The organism is Aliisedimentitalea sp. MJ-SS2 (genome assembly GCF_032586155.1).
Taxonomy (GTDB): Bacteria; Pseudomonadota; Alphaproteobacteria; order Rhodobacterales; family Rhodobacteraceae; genus JAWHTC01.
This window is the reverse complement of record NZ_JAWHTC010000002.1, coordinates 1,083,765-1,097,204: the sequence shown is the minus strand read 5'-3', so window position 1 is coordinate 1,097,204 and position 13,440 is coordinate 1,083,765. Positions and strand designations below refer to the sequence as shown.

Annotated in this window: 16 protein-coding genes; 6 read left to right on the top strand and 10 right to left on the bottom strand. The window is 59.2% G+C overall.

Annotated elements, in window-relative coordinates; all coding sequences use genetic code 11:
• Positions 1-19 precede the first annotated feature (19 nt).
• The 4 genes from RXV86_RS11920 to RXV86_RS11905 form a co-directional block, all read right to left on the bottom strand.
• Positions 20-1,003: an adenosine kinase gene (locus RXV86_RS11920; protein WP_316299932.1), complete on the bottom strand. Its 984-nt coding sequence runs from the start codon at positions 1,001-1,003 to the stop codon at positions 20-22.
• Positions 1,000-1,398: a Rid family hydrolase gene (locus tag RXV86_RS11915; RefSeq protein ID WP_316299927.1), complete on the bottom strand. Its 399-nt coding sequence runs from the start codon at positions 1,396-1,398 to the stop codon at positions 1,000-1,002. The genes RXV86_RS11920 and RXV86_RS11915 overlap by 4 nt, the downstream gene beginning before the upstream one ends.
• Positions 1,395-2,039 carry an endonuclease III gene (gene nth / locus RXV86_RS11910; protein ID WP_316299921.1) on the bottom strand — a complete coding sequence of 215 codons (645 nt, stop codon included), beginning with the start codon at positions 2,037-2,039 and terminating at the stop codon, positions 1,395-1,397. The genes RXV86_RS11915 and nth overlap by 4 nt, the downstream gene beginning before the upstream one ends.
• 538 nt (positions 2,040-2,577) lie before the next feature.
• Positions 2,578-3,174, bottom strand: coding sequence for a pyridoxamine 5'-phosphate oxidase family protein (locus RXV86_RS11905; RefSeq protein ID WP_316299918.1), 597 nt, complete (start codon positions 3,172-3,174; stop codon positions 2,578-2,580).
• A gap of 126 nt (positions 3,175-3,300) precedes the next feature.
• On the opposite strand from RXV86_RS11905, the gene RXV86_RS11900 reads away from it, so the two are divergent.
• Entirely contained in the window at positions 3,301-4,137 is an 837-nt protein-coding gene (locus RXV86_RS11900) for a bifunctional helix-turn-helix domain-containing protein/methylated-DNA--[protein]-cysteine S-methyltransferase (RefSeq protein ID WP_316299914.1), read from the top strand.
• Positions 4,138-4,208: 71 nt separating this feature from the next.
• Here RXV86_RS11900 and RXV86_RS11895 read toward each other — a convergent pair whose 3' ends face one another.
• Entirely contained in the window at positions 4,209-4,802 is a 594-nt protein-coding gene (locus tag RXV86_RS11895) for an HAD-IA family hydrolase (RefSeq protein WP_316299912.1), read from the bottom strand.
• A gap of 335 nt (positions 4,803-5,137) precedes the next feature.
• On the opposite strand from RXV86_RS11895, the gene RXV86_RS11890 reads away from it, so the two are divergent.
• Positions 5,138-5,806, top strand: coding sequence for an OmpA family protein (locus RXV86_RS11890; protein WP_316299909.1), 669 nt, complete (start codon positions 5,138-5,140; stop codon positions 5,804-5,806).
• A gap of 145 nt (positions 5,807-5,951) precedes the next feature.
• Positions 5,952-6,494, top strand: coding sequence for an NAD(P)H-dependent oxidoreductase (locus RXV86_RS11885; RefSeq protein ID WP_316299906.1), 543 nt, complete (start codon positions 5,952-5,954; stop codon positions 6,492-6,494).
• A gap of 30 nt (positions 6,495-6,524) precedes the next feature.
• Here RXV86_RS11885 and RXV86_RS11880 read toward each other — a convergent pair whose 3' ends face one another.
• Positions 6,525-7,199: a hypothetical protein gene (locus RXV86_RS11880; RefSeq protein WP_316300267.1), complete on the bottom strand. Its 675-nt coding sequence runs from the start codon at positions 7,197-7,199 to the stop codon at positions 6,525-6,527.
• A 163-nt stretch (positions 7,200-7,362) separates the two neighbouring features.
• The gene (locus RXV86_RS11875) at positions 7,363-7,602 is read right to left on the bottom strand and encodes a hypothetical protein (protein ID WP_316299904.1); all 240 of its coding nucleotides are present in this window, start codon (positions 7,600-7,602) and stop codon (positions 7,363-7,365) included.
• 186 nt (positions 7,603-7,788) lie between these two features.
• On the opposite strand from RXV86_RS11875, the gene RXV86_RS11870 reads away from it, so the two are divergent.
• The 3 genes from RXV86_RS11870 (at position 7,789) to RXV86_RS11860 (ending at position 10,375) form a co-directional block, all read left to right on the top strand.
• Complete coding sequence (locus RXV86_RS11870) at positions 7,789-8,370, top strand: hypothetical protein (RefSeq protein WP_316299901.1); 582 nt, start codon at positions 7,789-7,791, stop codon at positions 8,368-8,370.
• Positions 8,371-8,544: 174 nt separating this feature from the next.
• Positions 8,545-9,177 carry a ribonuclease HII gene (locus tag RXV86_RS11865; RefSeq protein ID WP_316299899.1) on the top strand — a complete coding sequence of 211 codons (633 nt, stop codon included), beginning with the start codon at positions 8,545-8,547 and terminating at the stop codon, positions 9,175-9,177.
• Between the two features lie 91 nt (positions 9,178-9,268).
• Positions 9,269-10,375: a site-specific DNA-methyltransferase gene (locus tag RXV86_RS11860; protein WP_316299896.1), complete on the top strand. Its 1,107-nt coding sequence runs from the start codon at positions 9,269-9,271 to the stop codon at positions 10,373-10,375.
• A gap of 150 nt (positions 10,376-10,525) precedes the next feature.
• Here RXV86_RS11860 and RXV86_RS11855 read toward each other — a convergent pair whose 3' ends face one another.
• The 3 genes from RXV86_RS11855 to RXV86_RS11845 all read right to left on the bottom strand — a co-directional run bounded on the left by RXV86_RS11855 (position 10,526) and on the right by RXV86_RS11845 (position 13,432).
• Positions 10,526-11,407, bottom strand: a complete 882-nt coding sequence (locus RXV86_RS11855; protein ID WP_316299894.1) for a LysR substrate-binding domain-containing protein — start codon at positions 11,405-11,407, stop codon at positions 10,526-10,528.
• Positions 11,408-11,750: 343 nt separating this feature from the next.
• Entirely contained in the window at positions 11,751-12,173 is a 423-nt protein-coding gene (locus tag RXV86_RS11850) for a globin domain-containing protein (protein ID WP_316299892.1), read from the bottom strand.
• A 119-nt stretch (positions 12,174-12,292) separates the two neighbouring features.
• Positions 12,293-13,432: an alkane 1-monooxygenase gene (locus RXV86_RS11845; RefSeq protein ID WP_316299891.1), complete on the bottom strand. Its 1,140-nt coding sequence runs from the start codon at positions 13,430-13,432 to the stop codon at positions 12,293-12,295.
• Between the last annotated feature and the right edge of the window lie 8 nt (positions 13,433-13,440).

The following is a 13,440-nucleotide window of genomic DNA, read 5'->3' as shown; positions in this document are numbered from 1 at the left end:
GTCGTAAAAGCGGCGACCATCAGATCAGCCCGGCGTCCTTGAACAAGGCTTTCACATCCGTCTCGGGCCGTGCACCGTAATGGGAGATCACCTCGGCGGCAGCAACGCATCCCATGCGACCCGACACTTCAAGGCTCTGCCCGGTGGCCACACCATAAAGAAACCCGGCGGCGAACTGGTCGCCTGCCCCGGTGGCATCCACCGGCACGATTTCGTCAACCGGAACTTCCACCAACTCATCCCCGCTAAGCAGCACAACGTCATGTCCTGAACGGGTGCAGACCACCATACCTGCATCCCGGCTTGCCTGCTCCAGCGCCGCACTCAGATCGGTCTGGTAGAGCGATTCCCATTCGTGGGAATTGCCGATGACATAATCCAGTTCCTTGACCAGCCGGCGGAAATCATCGCGATGGCGGTCAACGCAGAATGGATCGCTCAGGGCAATTCCCGCCTTGCCGCCCCCTGCACGACAGGCCCGCGCCGCCGCCAGGAACGCCTCTTTGCCCTTGTCCTTGTCAAACAGGTACCCTTCCAGGAACAAAAGCTCGGCCTGCCCTGCTACGGCGTCATCCACATCCTCGGGGCCCAGCTCGGCCGAAATACCGAGATAGGTGTTCATTGACCGCTCGCCATCTGGGCTGACAAAGATCATCGAGCGGGACGTCGGCAATTCACCCCCTGGCACCGGAGGGTTGACGAAATCAGTGCCGTCGGCCGCCATTTCGCGGGCATAGAACTGCCCCAGCGCATCATCATGCACCCGGCCGATAAAGGCCGTCGACAGCCCCAGCGATCCGAGGCCGGCAATCGTATTGGCAACCGAACCTCCCGGCGCCTGGGTGCGGTTTCCCATCGCGCCATAAAGCAGCTCACCGCGTTCCCGCTCGATCAGTTGCATGATGCCTTTCTCGATCCCCATCAGGTCGAGAAAGCTGTCATCGCATTGCGAAATCACGTCGACGATGGCGTTGCCGATGCCGACAACCTGATATTTGCTCATTGCTCTTCCTCTGACATCACGGCGTCGAGTTCCGTCTCGACCAACCATTCCGGGTTTATGAAACCACTGACCTCGACAAATGTGCAGACCGGGCGGATATCTCCGAACACCTCGCCGTGCACCTCCGCCGCCTCTTTCCAGCGGCTGATATCGGTCAGCATGATCCGGCTGCGGATCACATCCCTAGCGCCTGCTCCGGCCTCGGCCAATGCCTCAAGCCCGATCTCAAGGCAGCGGCGCGTCTGCGCGGCCACATCGCTCACACCCGCGGTGCCGCCACCGTCGGCAATCGGCGCAGTACCGGCCACCGCCACGTGACTGCCAATCCGCACCGCCCAAGAAAACCCGATCTGCGGCTCAAGCGGCGATCCCGAAGAAACGTTCTGACGGCTCACAGATTCTTGTCCTCGAACATGCACAGATCCCGGATCAGGCAGGCCGCGCATTTGGGTTTGCGCGCGACGCATGTATAGCGCCCGTGCAGGATCATCCAGTGATGGGCATGCTGCTGGAAGTCGACCGGGATATGGTCCTCGATGGCGCGTTCAACCGCCACCACGTCCTTTCCCGGGCATACACCCGAGCGGTTGCCGAAACGAAAGATATGCGTATCCACCGCCTGCGCCGGATAATGCCACCACATGTTCAAAACCACGTTGGCCGTCTTGCGCCCAACCCCCGGAAGACTCTCAAGCGCCGCGCGTGAATTGGGCACCTCGCCGCAATAGTACTCGACCAATATCTTCGCCATCTTCATGACGTTCTTGGCCTTGTTGCGGTAAAGCCCGATGGTCTTGATATGCTCGATCAACGCCTCTTCGCCCAGATTCAGCATCTTCTGCGGCGTATCGGCGATTTTGAACAGGTCCTTCGTCGCCCGGTTCACCCCCACATCCGTGGCCTGCGCACTCAGCGCGACCGCCACAACCAGCGTATAGGCGTTCACATGATCCAGCTCACCCTTGGGCTCGGCCTCGGCTTCTTGGAACCGGGTGAAAATCTCTCGGATCGTGTGGTAGTCAAGCTGCTTGGCCATGGCGCCGCCCCGGGGTTGCGTTTCAGGTTTGATAAGGCGGGGTGGGATGGTTGGCAACCAAAGGTCGAAAGCCAGCGCAATTCTCATTAGGGGCAACGCCCTGTCTGCCGAAGCCGTCATTCTTCGTAATACGCAGCAATTTCAGCAGACGTCATTTGCCTTACGTCCCAGCGCTCTTTGCTTGGCTCAAACTCAGCCAAATGCCCCATTGGAAGATTCTGAACACTGTGCGGTAGAAAGAGACCCTTCATAGCGCAGTCTTTGCAATCGACGACAGCCGCGTTAACCGCTTCCTGAGTGTCATGGTCGGTTTCTCCGCACATAAGGTCCCACTGACCATCAGGGCCGTGCTCGATAAGTCGGAGCGGTCGTTCACCGGTGTGCACGTGACCGCACATTATTCCGTGCGTTTCGTGTAAATGGTCGTCCTGCAAATTGCACCCCGCATACTTTAAATGCCCGTGAACCGATTAAGCGATACTACGGCATCTTGACGGAATTCTGACGATCGCCTGCAAACCTTTTTGTTGGCTTTCTACTACCAAAACCGCCCCTTGGCATATTCCGGATAGCCACTGTCATACCCCTCGGCATCGAAATCCGATTTCATCTCCTTGATGAACTGCCCCGCCGTGGGCACCTCCGGCGCATCCCCGCCCCACAAATTCGCCCGCATGATCGCCTTGGCGCATTGGAAATACATCTCGCCAATGCGCACCACGATCACCGTCGCGGGCAGTTTGCCGCCCTTGGCAAAGCTCTCGCGCAACCCCTCGTCCACGGCCAGCACCGCCGTGCCGTTGATCCGCACCACGTTCGTACAGCCCGGCACCATGAACATCAGGCTCACCCGGTCGTCCCGCACGATGTTGCGCAGCGTGTCGATCCGGTTGTTGCCCTTCCAGTCGGGCAACAAGACCGTTTGCTCATCCGCGATCCGCACCACCGGGCCATCATCGCCCCTCGGACTGGCATCGGTCCCCTCCGGCCCGACCGACGACACAACGACGAACTTCGACGCCTCGATCCATTGCCGATACAGCGGCGTCATCTTCGCGGTCACCTTGGTCAGGGACGCAGGCACCGGTTCGGAATAGAGGGTTTCCAACTCTTCAATCGAGGTCACTGTTTTCATCGGCCACACCTTTCGCGTTGCCTTGCTCATACCGCGCCAATCCACATCCGGCAAATGCGCAAAATCCGGGTCGCCTCACCCTCCAACAGCCACTAGGTTCATAGGCAAGCCAAAAGGACCAAGCCCATGACCGCCGACCAGAACCAGAGCTATCACTACCACGTCATGCGCCGCGCGCTTGACCTGATCGACGCCGCCGATGCGCCCTTGTCGCTGGAGGATCTGGCGTCGCAGATGGACATGTCGCCCGCCCATTTCCAACGGCTGTTTTCGCAATGGGTCGGCGTCAGCCCGAAACGCTATCAGCAATACCTGCAACTGGGTCAGGCCAAGAAGATGCTATCCGAACACATGACCACCCTTCAGGTCAGCCATTCCCTCGGCCTTTCGGGGTCGGGCCGCCTGCACGATCTGTTCATCCGATGGGAGGCGATGAGCCCCGGCGAATTTGCCCGCAAGGGTGATGGTCTCGAGGTCTTCTGGGGCTGGTTCGACAGTCCGTTCGACCTCGCCCTCGTCATGGGCACGGAAAAGGGCATTTGCGGGCTGGCCTTTGCCGCGGAAACCGGCACCGAGGCCGCGATGGAAGATATGGTCAGCCGCTGGCCCAACGCCACCTTCACCGAGGACCCGATGCGCCTGAAACCGTTGGTCGACGCCGCCTTCGAGCAGAAAGGCGAGACCGCGCTGCACATGATCGGCGCGCCCTTTCAGATCAAGGTCTGGGAGGCGCTGCTGCAAATCCCGTCAGGCAACGTCAGCACTTATTCCGAAATCGCTCAGGCCGTCGGCAAACCCCGCGCCGTGCGCGCCGTCGGCACTGCCGTGGGCCGCAACCCGGTCAGCTGGCTGATCCCCTGCCACCGTGCTCTGCGCAAATCCGGCGCTCTTGGCGGCTATCACTGGGGCCTGCCGGTCAAGCGCGCGCTGCTCGCATGGGAAAGCGCCCGCGCCGAGGCCTGACAGGATTGTTTGCAACGTGGAGTTATTCAAGAATGCTCAACCGTCTAGCGGACGGCGGCTTTGGGCCAACACTACCCAATGCTGCGTTGCAAAATAGCTGAAAGCTTTTTGGTTCCATCCCAATGAACCGCAGACCACCCAGATGCGCGCGCGGCTTCAACATTTGTCAAAGTGTCGTCAACCAGGAGCAAATCGTCAGGTCGATACCCGGTTGTCTGTTCCGCAAAAGCAAAGAACTCGGAGCTCGGTTTCTTACACCTTGCTTTGGCTGAATAAATGATGCCATCGACTTCGTCGCGCAAGCCCATTGTCTGCATCAAGTATTCAACTCGCATGTGCTCTTGATTGGTCGCGAGATGCACAGGAATTCCTTGACCTCTTGCTATACGGACATCTGACAAAACGGCTTGTATGATACGAGAATCCATTTCAAACCAGTAGGCTACGAGGTCTTTGGCTTGGACAATTGGAGCAAGGCGCTTCAACACTGTTTCAAGTGTCGGCAAGAGTTCCCTTTTTCCGACAACAATGTCGTTCCACTCGGCCGTGAAGAAGTTTTCAAAAAGCACAGCCGGCGATAGGCCCAAGTCCTCCAACAGATCGGAGTCCCAACGCCGCCCATCGCAAGGGCGACCATCAACGAGGACGCCATCGACATCAAGCATGAGGCATTTGGCTGTCATTGGACACCTCTCAAAACAAAAAGCACAATACCTCTATCATCGATTGTACATTTTGCGCTGATCGGCTGCGCCTGGTGAAGCGCATAGTTCGCACAGGGTTGAGATTTTTGGCCGTCCGTTTTGTCAAGCGTTGCAGACGTTTCGCATAGTGGCTTCAGGTTAGACCCGGTGCCGTGGATATGCGCGAATTGCCGCCGATTTCCCCCCGATCTTCCCTTGGGTCGGGGGCGCTGCTGGCGTATATTGAGCCTGTTATTGCATAACGACCGCAAAATGCGGCACGACACCACAGACTTGAGGCTGAACGGGTAAACACCATGACATATGTATCGAAAATCTCGCTGGCGCTGGCCGTCGGGGCATTGGCCACCACTACGGCTTGCACCGATCCGGCCTATCTGAACCCCGATGATCCAGACTACAACACCAAGCAGGGCGCGCTGATGGGCGCCGGTCTCGGTGCCGCACTGGGGGCGATCGTCGCCGGTGACGGCAACCGCGCAAAAGGCGCGGCGCTCGGCGCCGTCGTCGGCGCGGCGGGCGGCGTTGTCGCCGGGTCCATTCTCGACAAGCAAGAGGCCGACCTGCGCCAGAGCGTCGGCAACGACGTGCAGATCACCAACACAGGCGACCGCCTGATCGTGACCCTGCCACAGGACATCCTGTTTGCCACCGACAGCGACACGCTGCGCCCCGATCTCGAACGTGACATCCGCGCCGTGGCCAGCAACCTCAATGCCTATCCTGACAGCACGGTGCAGGTCCTGGGACACACCGACAATGTCGGCGATGCCGGTTATAATCAGGACCTCTCCTATCGCCGGGCCGAATCCGTGGCCACGGTGCTGGTCTCGGAAGGGGTCGCCTCGAGCCGGATCCAGTCCACCGGCCGTGGCGAAAGCCAGCCGGTCGCCTCGAACCTCTCGCCCGAGGGGCGGCAACAAAACCGCCGGGTCGAGATCGTGATCCTGCCCAACGCGGCCTGATCCCATCCTTTGACAAACATTCTGTGATCCCGCCCTTGTCCGGCGGGATCATGCATTTCCGCAGGCATCCCATGCGCACCGCTGTCTTGCCCCACCCCGCACCACGCCTTATTTCGGGTGAAGCAAGCGATCAGGAAAGACCTTCATGACCCAACCAACACTCCTCGGCCTTTGCGGTTCTCTCCGCGCGGGTAGCCAGAACCGTAAACTCATGCACGTGGCCGCCCGTGCCTTCGGCGAGGCCGAGTTCACCGTCGCCGACCTCAACTTGCCGCTCTATAATGGCGATGACGAAGACGCCCATGGCATCCCCGCCGCCGTCCAAACGCTGGCCGAGCAAATCGCCGAGGCCGACGCCGTGATCATCGTCACCCCCGAATACAACAAGGCCCCCTCGGGCGTTCTGAAAAACGCCCTCGACTGGGTCAGCCGGGTCAAGGGCATGCATTGGAAAGGCAAACCGGTGGCGATCATGTCGGTTGCCGACGGCCGCGCCGGCGGCGAACGCGCCCAGGTGATCCTGCGCGCGATGATGACCCCGTTTCGCCCGCGCCTCCTTCCCGGCCCGGAACTGGCCGTGGCCGACGGGTCAAACCAGTTCGACGACGAGGGCCACCTGGCCAGCGAACGCTATCAAAAAACGCTGGGCATCCTGATGCGCGAGTTGCGCGCAGAGATTTCTGATTGAATGCAAGGTGGGGTTTCACCCCGCCTTACCTCACAACACCTGGATCACGTCCTTGTCGATCGACAGGATATAGCCACGCCGCGCGATGTTCTTCACCAAGAGCTCGCTGACCAGCTGATTGCCCAGCGTATCGCGCAGCCGCTTGACCCGCGTCGCGCCGGCAGCCTCTTCGCAATCCGACGCGTCGCGCCCCGAGATCATCCCCTCGATCTCGGACCCCGACAACACATCGTCATCCATTCGCGCCTCGGCCAGCACACTTAGCGTCTCCATTGCCGCCGGGGTCAGCTTGAATCCGAGGTTGTTGAGGTAAACCGTATTCTCTTCGCGCGAAATCAACAGCGAATTCACCTGGATCCCCGCGCGCTCGATCTGGGCCATGCGCCGGTTCACTGCCACCAGCATCACCAGAAATACCAGCGCCGCAATCAGCAGGGCAGTGGCAAAAACCAGCAACACGAAAATCACCATCCGATAGGACGTCAACGTTTCGGAAAACGCCGTCCCCGACAGGGCAAGGATTTCCAGCAGCTTGATTTCCGACCCCGTGGTCAGCGCGTCATTCTCGACAAAGATCCGTTCGACCCGGGCATTGAACGCATTGGCATCGGGCAGCGACAGAAACAAGAAGACCGCCGCCATCGTCAGGATTGCGACAATGGCGATCACGCCAGCAATCACCAGGCGGTTGCCCGTGCGGCGCATATCTGCGGCGGAATGAGACTGTTCGGACATGGAGCCCCCAAAGCGTTTCGACTTATTGTTGGGTCACGACAATATGTCGAAGCGCCCACAACATTTCAATGTTTCGCGCATTTCGAGTTTACACCGTGAGTCAACGTTAACTCGAAACGCTTTTTTGTCCGAGTTACTGCCTGGTCACCGACAATACCTTGAGCAAGGTCAGCCCCTGCTTTGTCAGCTTTCGACGCAGACGCTCGGTGGCATCTGCAACACTGCAATCGCCGCCAACCTGGGTCACGTCATAAAAAAGCTCAAGCGGGTTGTCGCGCTTGGCCTTGTATTCGACGACACAGGCCGCCTGCGCCGCCGTGGATGCCAGGACCAGCCCGGCCACCAAAGTCATGATATGTGCAATCCGTTTCATGCCCCCAACCTGCGCCGATGCGCCGCGTTATTCAATAACCCAGGCCCGTTTTGGCCACGATATTCGATAACAGGGCGCTGATATTGCCTGTCTTTCCCGTCCGGCCCGATCTTGGTCCCACGAACGGCGCCGCGGGTCTCACTCGCCGCCCGACCCAAGATACGCACACAGGAAAGGAAACACCTCATGTCCCGCAAGTTCATCTCGCTCGTTGTTGCCGCCTCGGTCGCCGTCGCCGGCATAACCGCCTCCCAGGCCCAGGCCGACAAACGCACCCGCAACGTCATCCTGGGCGCGGCAGCTCTCGCCATCCTAGGCGCGGCGGCTTCGCAATCCAAGGCCGACACCGTAACCCAATCGACTCATACGCATCGCTATGACGGCTGGCATCGCCACGGCAACGTGAATCATCGCCACGACGCATACACCCATGGCCGCATCCGCGACCGGGTGCACAGCGACAGCGATGCCAACGGGCGCACCCGTGACCGCGACCGCCGCACGCGCACGCATGTCACCCCGCGCCCGCTGCCGGATCGTGTGCGCAATGTCGATCTGCCGCGCCGCTGCCTGATCAAAATCCAGAACCGTCGCGGCATGCACAAGATCTATGAAAAACGTTGCATGGAAAACAAGATCCGCGCGCCCTGGCTCCTGCCACAGAACTGCATGACCAAGGTTCGCGCCGGTGGTCGTAAAATCCGCGGCTACGATGCCCAGTGCGTTCAGCGAGTCATCCGCCGCGCCAACAATCTCAACCGCCACTGACCAAGGTGAGGCGAGGCCAGCGCCGGGGGTGATCGTGTCGCTGTCCTTCCCCCGGCCCGCCTCGAGCAGCCGCCCCCCGTTCAGTCCCCAGGGAGCATTCCTTGAACGGGGGGCGGTCTTTTCGGAAGCGCTTTCCCCTTGCCTGCCGCCCGGCTTTGCGCTTTCACCTGATCCATGACAGTCCCTGATTTCTCTTTCGAACAGGCCGCGCTCGACCGCGGCTTTTCCCGTATCGTCGGCGTAGACGAGGTCGGCCGCGGCCCCCTTGCCGGCCCCGTCACCGCTGCCGCCGTAATTCTTGATCCCGCCAACATCCCCGAGGGTCTGAACGACTCCAAGAAACTCACCGCCAAACGGCGCGAGGCGCTGTACGGCCAGATCATGGACTGCGCCCAGGTCTCGATTGCAGAAGCCACGGTTGAGGAAATTGACGAGATCAACATCCTGCGCGCCAGCCACCTTGCCATGACCCGGGCCATCGCCGGTTTGCCGCATGCCCCCGATCATTGCCTGATCGACGGCAACATGTTGCCCCGCGACCTGACTGTTTCAGCCGAGGCAATAATCAAGGGTGACGCCCGATCTTTGTCGATTTCGGCCGCCTCAATTGTGGCCAAAACATGGCGTGATCGTGGCATGTTGTCCCTTGCGCAACAGTACCCCGGCTACGGCTGGGAAACCAACGCCGGATATGGATCGAAAAAGCACATTTCAGCGCTCCAAAATCTCGGGGTAACCCCACACCATAGACGCTCGTTCAAACCGGTCCACAATATCTTGTATCAACAGAAAAATGTAAGTGACTGATTCAAAAAAGAATTTGACCGCGAATCATCTCTGACTCATCCTAGGCCCAACAAACAGGCACCCAAAATTGGGGCCGGGACAGAGGCAGACAATGACGAAGACCAAGACCGACAAGAGCGTGAAAACGCTCCCGCTCAACACGATTCTCGACGGCGATTGCATCGAGGCAATGAACGCGTTGCCCGCCAATTCCATCGACCTGATTTTCGCCGATCCGCCCTATAATCTCCAGCTCAAGGGCGACCTGCACCGCCCCGACAATTCCAAGGTCGACGCGGTTGATGACCACTGGGATCAGTTCGACAGTTTCAAGGTCTATGACCGCTTTACCCATGAATGGCTCAAGGCCGCTCGCCGCCTTCTGAAACCCAACGGCGCGCTCTGGGTCATCGGCTCGTATCACAACGTCTTCCGCATGGGGACCGAGCTTCAGAACCAGGGCTTCTGGATCCTCAACGACGTCGTGTGGCGCAAATCCAATCCAATGCCCAACTTCCGTGGCAAGCGCTTCACCAACGCCCATGAAACCCTGATCTGGTGCTCGAAATCCGAAGGCGCGAAATACACCTTCAACTACGAGGCGCTGAAGGCCCTGAACGAAGGCATCCAGATGCGCTCGGACTGGGTCATCCCGATCTGCAATGGCGGCGAACGGCTCAAGGACGAAAACGGCGACAAGGCCCACCCGACGCAAAAACCCGAAGCCCTGCTTCATCGCATCCTTGTCGGCACCACCAACCCCGGCGACGTAATCCTGGACCCGTTCTTCGGCACCGGCACCACCGGCGCGGTGGCGAAAATGCTGGGCCGCGATTTCATCGGCATCGAGCGTGAAGAGGCCTATCGCAAGGTCGCCAAAAAGCGTCTGTCCAAGATCCGCAAGTTCGACAAGGCTGCGCTCGAAGTCTCCGCTTCCAAACGTGCCGAACCCCGCGTCCCCTTCGGCCAGCTGGTCGAACGTGGCATGCTGCGCCCGGGCGAGGATCTCTACTCTCTCAACGGTCGCCACAAGGCCAAGGTCCGTGCCGATGGCACCCTGATCGGTGATGACATCAAGGGATCGATCCACCAGGTCGGCGCCCATTGCGAGGGTGCACCATCCTGCAACGGCTGGACCTACTGGGGCATCAAACGCGAAGGCAAAACCGTGCCCATCGACCTCTTCCGCCAGCAGATCCGCGCGGAAATGCGCAACTGATTTTAAATGCGTTTGTCGTTTACCAGTAACGGCGGTTCTCCAAGTTCCCTGACAAACGCATCACCCTGAACACCGCCGGTGCCTGTGGCCTGACTACATGGCACTCAACTGCCCCGCCTCTTGGCGGGGCATTTTTTTCGACAAACTTCGTCACGTTGAAATGGTGCGCCCCATGTGCATCAGCCAGTCGATGAACAACTGTACGGAAGCGCGCGGTTTCCACGGCGGGGTCACAACATAGTACCCCGATATGTGCGTGATCTTGATTGGCGCCACTTTCAGCGAACCTTGCAACAATTGCGACCGCACATCGAGTTCGGATTCAAGTACAATCCCCATTCCTTCTTCGCCCGCTCTGACTTCCAGCGATGGATTGCCCAGATCCTTGGTCGTGATTGAATTCGTGTCGATGCCAGACTGTCGCAATGCCTCTCGCTCCCATTGACTGTCGTCAGGTATGAGCCACGGTAGGTTATTCCAATCCGTCTTCGGATCATCAACCAGCGAAGGCGCGGCAAGCGCGCGCGTCGGGCTTTCCAAAAGCAAATGGCATGACAAGTCCGGCCAAGGCTTATCGCTGGCTCGTATCGCTAGGTCGAACCCTTCGGCAACAATGTCCACGATGTCGTCGGAAGACGAGAACGAGATCTCAGTATCTGGAAACTTGCTCCAGAAAGAAGCGATGCGCGGGAAAATTACAGCTTCGGCAAAGAACGCCGTTGTTGTGATCCTGATTGGGCGATTGCCATCGGATTCACCAACCGCCCGCACGGCTTCCGCAACGATCGCGAACCCGGCCCGTAAACTTTCGGCAAAGTCGCGTCCATCTGGCGTCACGGCAACCCCGCTCGGCGACCGCTGCAGCAATTGTACACCCAGATGCTCTTCCAGTGATTTGACCTGCTGAGCCACAGCCGCATGGGTCACATTCAACGAACGCGCCGCCGCGCTGAAACTCTCGGCCCGCGCCGCCGCCTCAAACGCCTTTAGCGACGTCAGCGAAGGAAGCTTTGTCCAATCCAGCAGCTCCATTGAAAGTTTTCCTAACAGCCTAAAAGTATTCCTGAATCTGATCATACAACAAGAAATGCTACTTTCCAGATAGACAATTTGGTTCCTGGAGAAACGCTATGCAATTGCCCGACACCAGCCTGTTAAGAACAGTTACAAGATATGATGCTGCTGGCCGCCCTCGCCCGAGCCATCACCGTACGGTCACCAGCTCTTCAATGCCAAAGACAGCTGGTCCAAGTGTCTTTCGGCACTTTGTCAAACGTCTCAAACGTTTCGCACATTTCTGCGAGAAACGCCTGTCGGTCGAGCGTTCCTCGTTGTCGCTTGAAAAACGATAACGCAGTTCCATGTGCGATCGAGACTAGACTTGACCAATCCCGCCCTTCTCAACCACCGATGCGGTGATCTCGGCAAACCCGGCCTCCCAGGCCGCGCGGGTCTCGGGGGTGAAATCATCGCCCAGCGCCGCCGCCAGAGTGGCGACCAACGCCTCACCCATCGGAGCAAACTGTGCCTGCGTCACGCCCATGGCCCGGTGTCCTTGGCCTAATTCTTCCAGTCGTTCCGCCATCTTTTCCGGCTGATCCAGATGCCCCACGATCATTGACAGCGTCGCCAGGAACCGCATCCCCTGTCCTTCGATGTCTTCTCGAAACATCGGTTTGACCTCAGGTGCACGGTCAAAGAACGCCTCGTAGAATTCATGCGAGCGGCGCTCAGGGTTTTCCTTCAAAGCGGCAAAACTTTGACGGATCAGATCAAGCTGATTCTGGTCAAGCGGCATGGGCAACCTCCTGGGTGGTTTTGGACGCGATTCACCTTACGCTAGCACAGCCCCAAGGCGTTGCCCCTGCGTCACAGCGCGGCGGCCATGATTTCTCGTACGAAAAATCGCGCCCCGCCCTACCGCGGCATCGGGTTGGCCGCCTTGTTGTAGTCCCGCCAATCGGTGATCTCGGGATAATACATCCCGCGCCAGCGCTGTACCCGCGGGTTCATCACCCGGCGCCACAGCGACGGCACCATCGCCGCCATGGTCATCACCGGATAGCCATGGGGAAGCTGCGGCGCCTGATCCTCGCCATAGTTCTGCAACAGCGGGAATCGCCGATCGGGTTTGTAATGGTGGTCCGAATGGCGCTGCAGGTTGATCAGCAGCCAGTTCGACGCCTTGTGCGCCGCGTTCCACGAGTGATGCGGCATCACGTGCTCGTATTTGCCCTCGCCCAGATGCTTCCGGGTCAGCCCGTAATGTTCGACATAATTGACGATCTCCAATTGCCAGACCGCGACGCCCGCCTGCCAGAGGAACAGGAAGAGGCCTTCCCACCCACCGACACCCAACGCCAACGCCAACATCAGCGTCTGCAAACCCCAATATCGCCAGAACGGATTGCTCTGATCCGTCCAGGCGCGCCCAGCACGGGCCAGTTTTTCTTTCTCGGCACGGAACGACGATTTCAGCGACCCGATCAAAACGCGCGGATAGAACCGGTAGAACCCTTCGTTGTATCGCGCTGTCACCGGATCACGCGGCGTACCGACATAGCGGTGATGTACCAACAGGTGCTCGCTGCGGAAATGCGAATACATCACCATCGCCAACAGGATATCGCCCAGCCAACGCTCCAGGTTGTTCTTCTGATGCATCAACTCGTGGGAATAGTTGATCCCCACCGTCCCGGTGATCACCCCGACGCCGAAAAACAGCACGATGGTCTCGAACGCGTTGAGGTGTTCGTCGCCGGGCCCGGTCACGTACCAGATCAACCCGAAAAGCGTGGCAAACTGCAATGGCACCCAGGCCTTGGTGATCACCGTGTACCATTTGATGTCATCCTCGCTGGCCTTCAGATCGGCGTTTTCCGTGTTCAGCCCCAACACCGCATCCAACGCCGAAAACAAATACCACGTCGCCACCGGCAGCAGGATCACGGTCCACCCCCCATAAACCGCCCCGATCCAGGCAATCGGGATCAACACAAGCGACAGCCAGAATGGCACAGCATTTTGCGGGCGGGCAATGTCTTGGGCGGGACTCATGGGTACAC

Bases quoted from the DNA above. Each gene is read 5' to 3' on its own strand.
- RXV86_RS11920 (WP_316299932.1), bottom strand. From the start codon at position 1,003: ATGAGCAAATATCAGGTTGTCGGCATCGGCAACGCCATCGTCGACGTG.
- nth (WP_316299921.1), bottom strand. From the start codon at position 2,039: ATGGCCAAGCAGCTTGACTACCACACGATCCGAGAGATTTTCACCCGG.
- RXV86_RS11905 (WP_316299918.1), bottom strand. From the start codon at position 3,174: ATGAAAACAGTGACCTCGATTGAAGAGTTGGAAACCCTCTATTCCGAA.
- RXV86_RS11900 (WP_316299914.1), top strand. From the start codon at position 3,301: ATGACCGCCGACCAGAACCAGAGCTATCACTACCACGTCATGCGCCGC.
- RXV86_RS11895 (WP_316299912.1), bottom strand. From the start codon at position 4,802: ATGCTTGATGTCGATGGCGTCCTCGTTGATGGTCGCCCTTGCGATGGG.
- RXV86_RS11890 (WP_316299909.1), top strand. From the start codon at position 5,138: ATGACATATGTATCGAAAATCTCGCTGGCGCTGGCCGTCGGGGCATTG.
- RXV86_RS11885 (WP_316299906.1), top strand. From the start codon at position 5,952: ATGACCCAACCAACACTCCTCGGCCTTTGCGGTTCTCTCCGCGCGGGT.
- RXV86_RS11880 (WP_316300267.1), bottom strand. From the start codon at position 7,199: ATGCGCCGCACGGGCAACCGCCTGGTGATTGCTGGCGTGATCGCCATT.
- RXV86_RS11875 (WP_316299904.1), bottom strand. From the start codon at position 7,602: ATGAAACGGATTGCACATATCATGACTTTGGTGGCCGGGCTGGTCCTG.
- RXV86_RS11870 (WP_316299901.1), top strand. From the start codon at position 7,789: ATGTCCCGCAAGTTCATCTCGCTCGTTGTTGCCGCCTCGGTCGCCGTC.
- RXV86_RS11865 (WP_316299899.1), top strand. From the start codon at position 8,545: ATGACAGTCCCTGATTTCTCTTTCGAACAGGCCGCGCTCGACCGCGGC.
- RXV86_RS11860 (WP_316299896.1), top strand. From the start codon at position 9,269: ATGACGAAGACCAAGACCGACAAGAGCGTGAAAACGCTCCCGCTCAAC.
- RXV86_RS11855 (WP_316299894.1), bottom strand. From the start codon at position 11,407: ATGGAGCTGCTGGATTGGACAAAGCTTCCTTCGCTGACGTCGCTAAAG.
- RXV86_RS11850 (WP_316299892.1), bottom strand. From the start codon at position 12,173: ATGCCGCTTGACCAGAATCAGCTTGATCTGATCCGTCAAAGTTTTGCC.
- RXV86_RS11845 (WP_316299891.1), bottom strand. From the start codon at position 13,432: ATGAGTCCCGCCCAAGACATTGCCCGCCCGCAAAATGCTGTGCCATTC.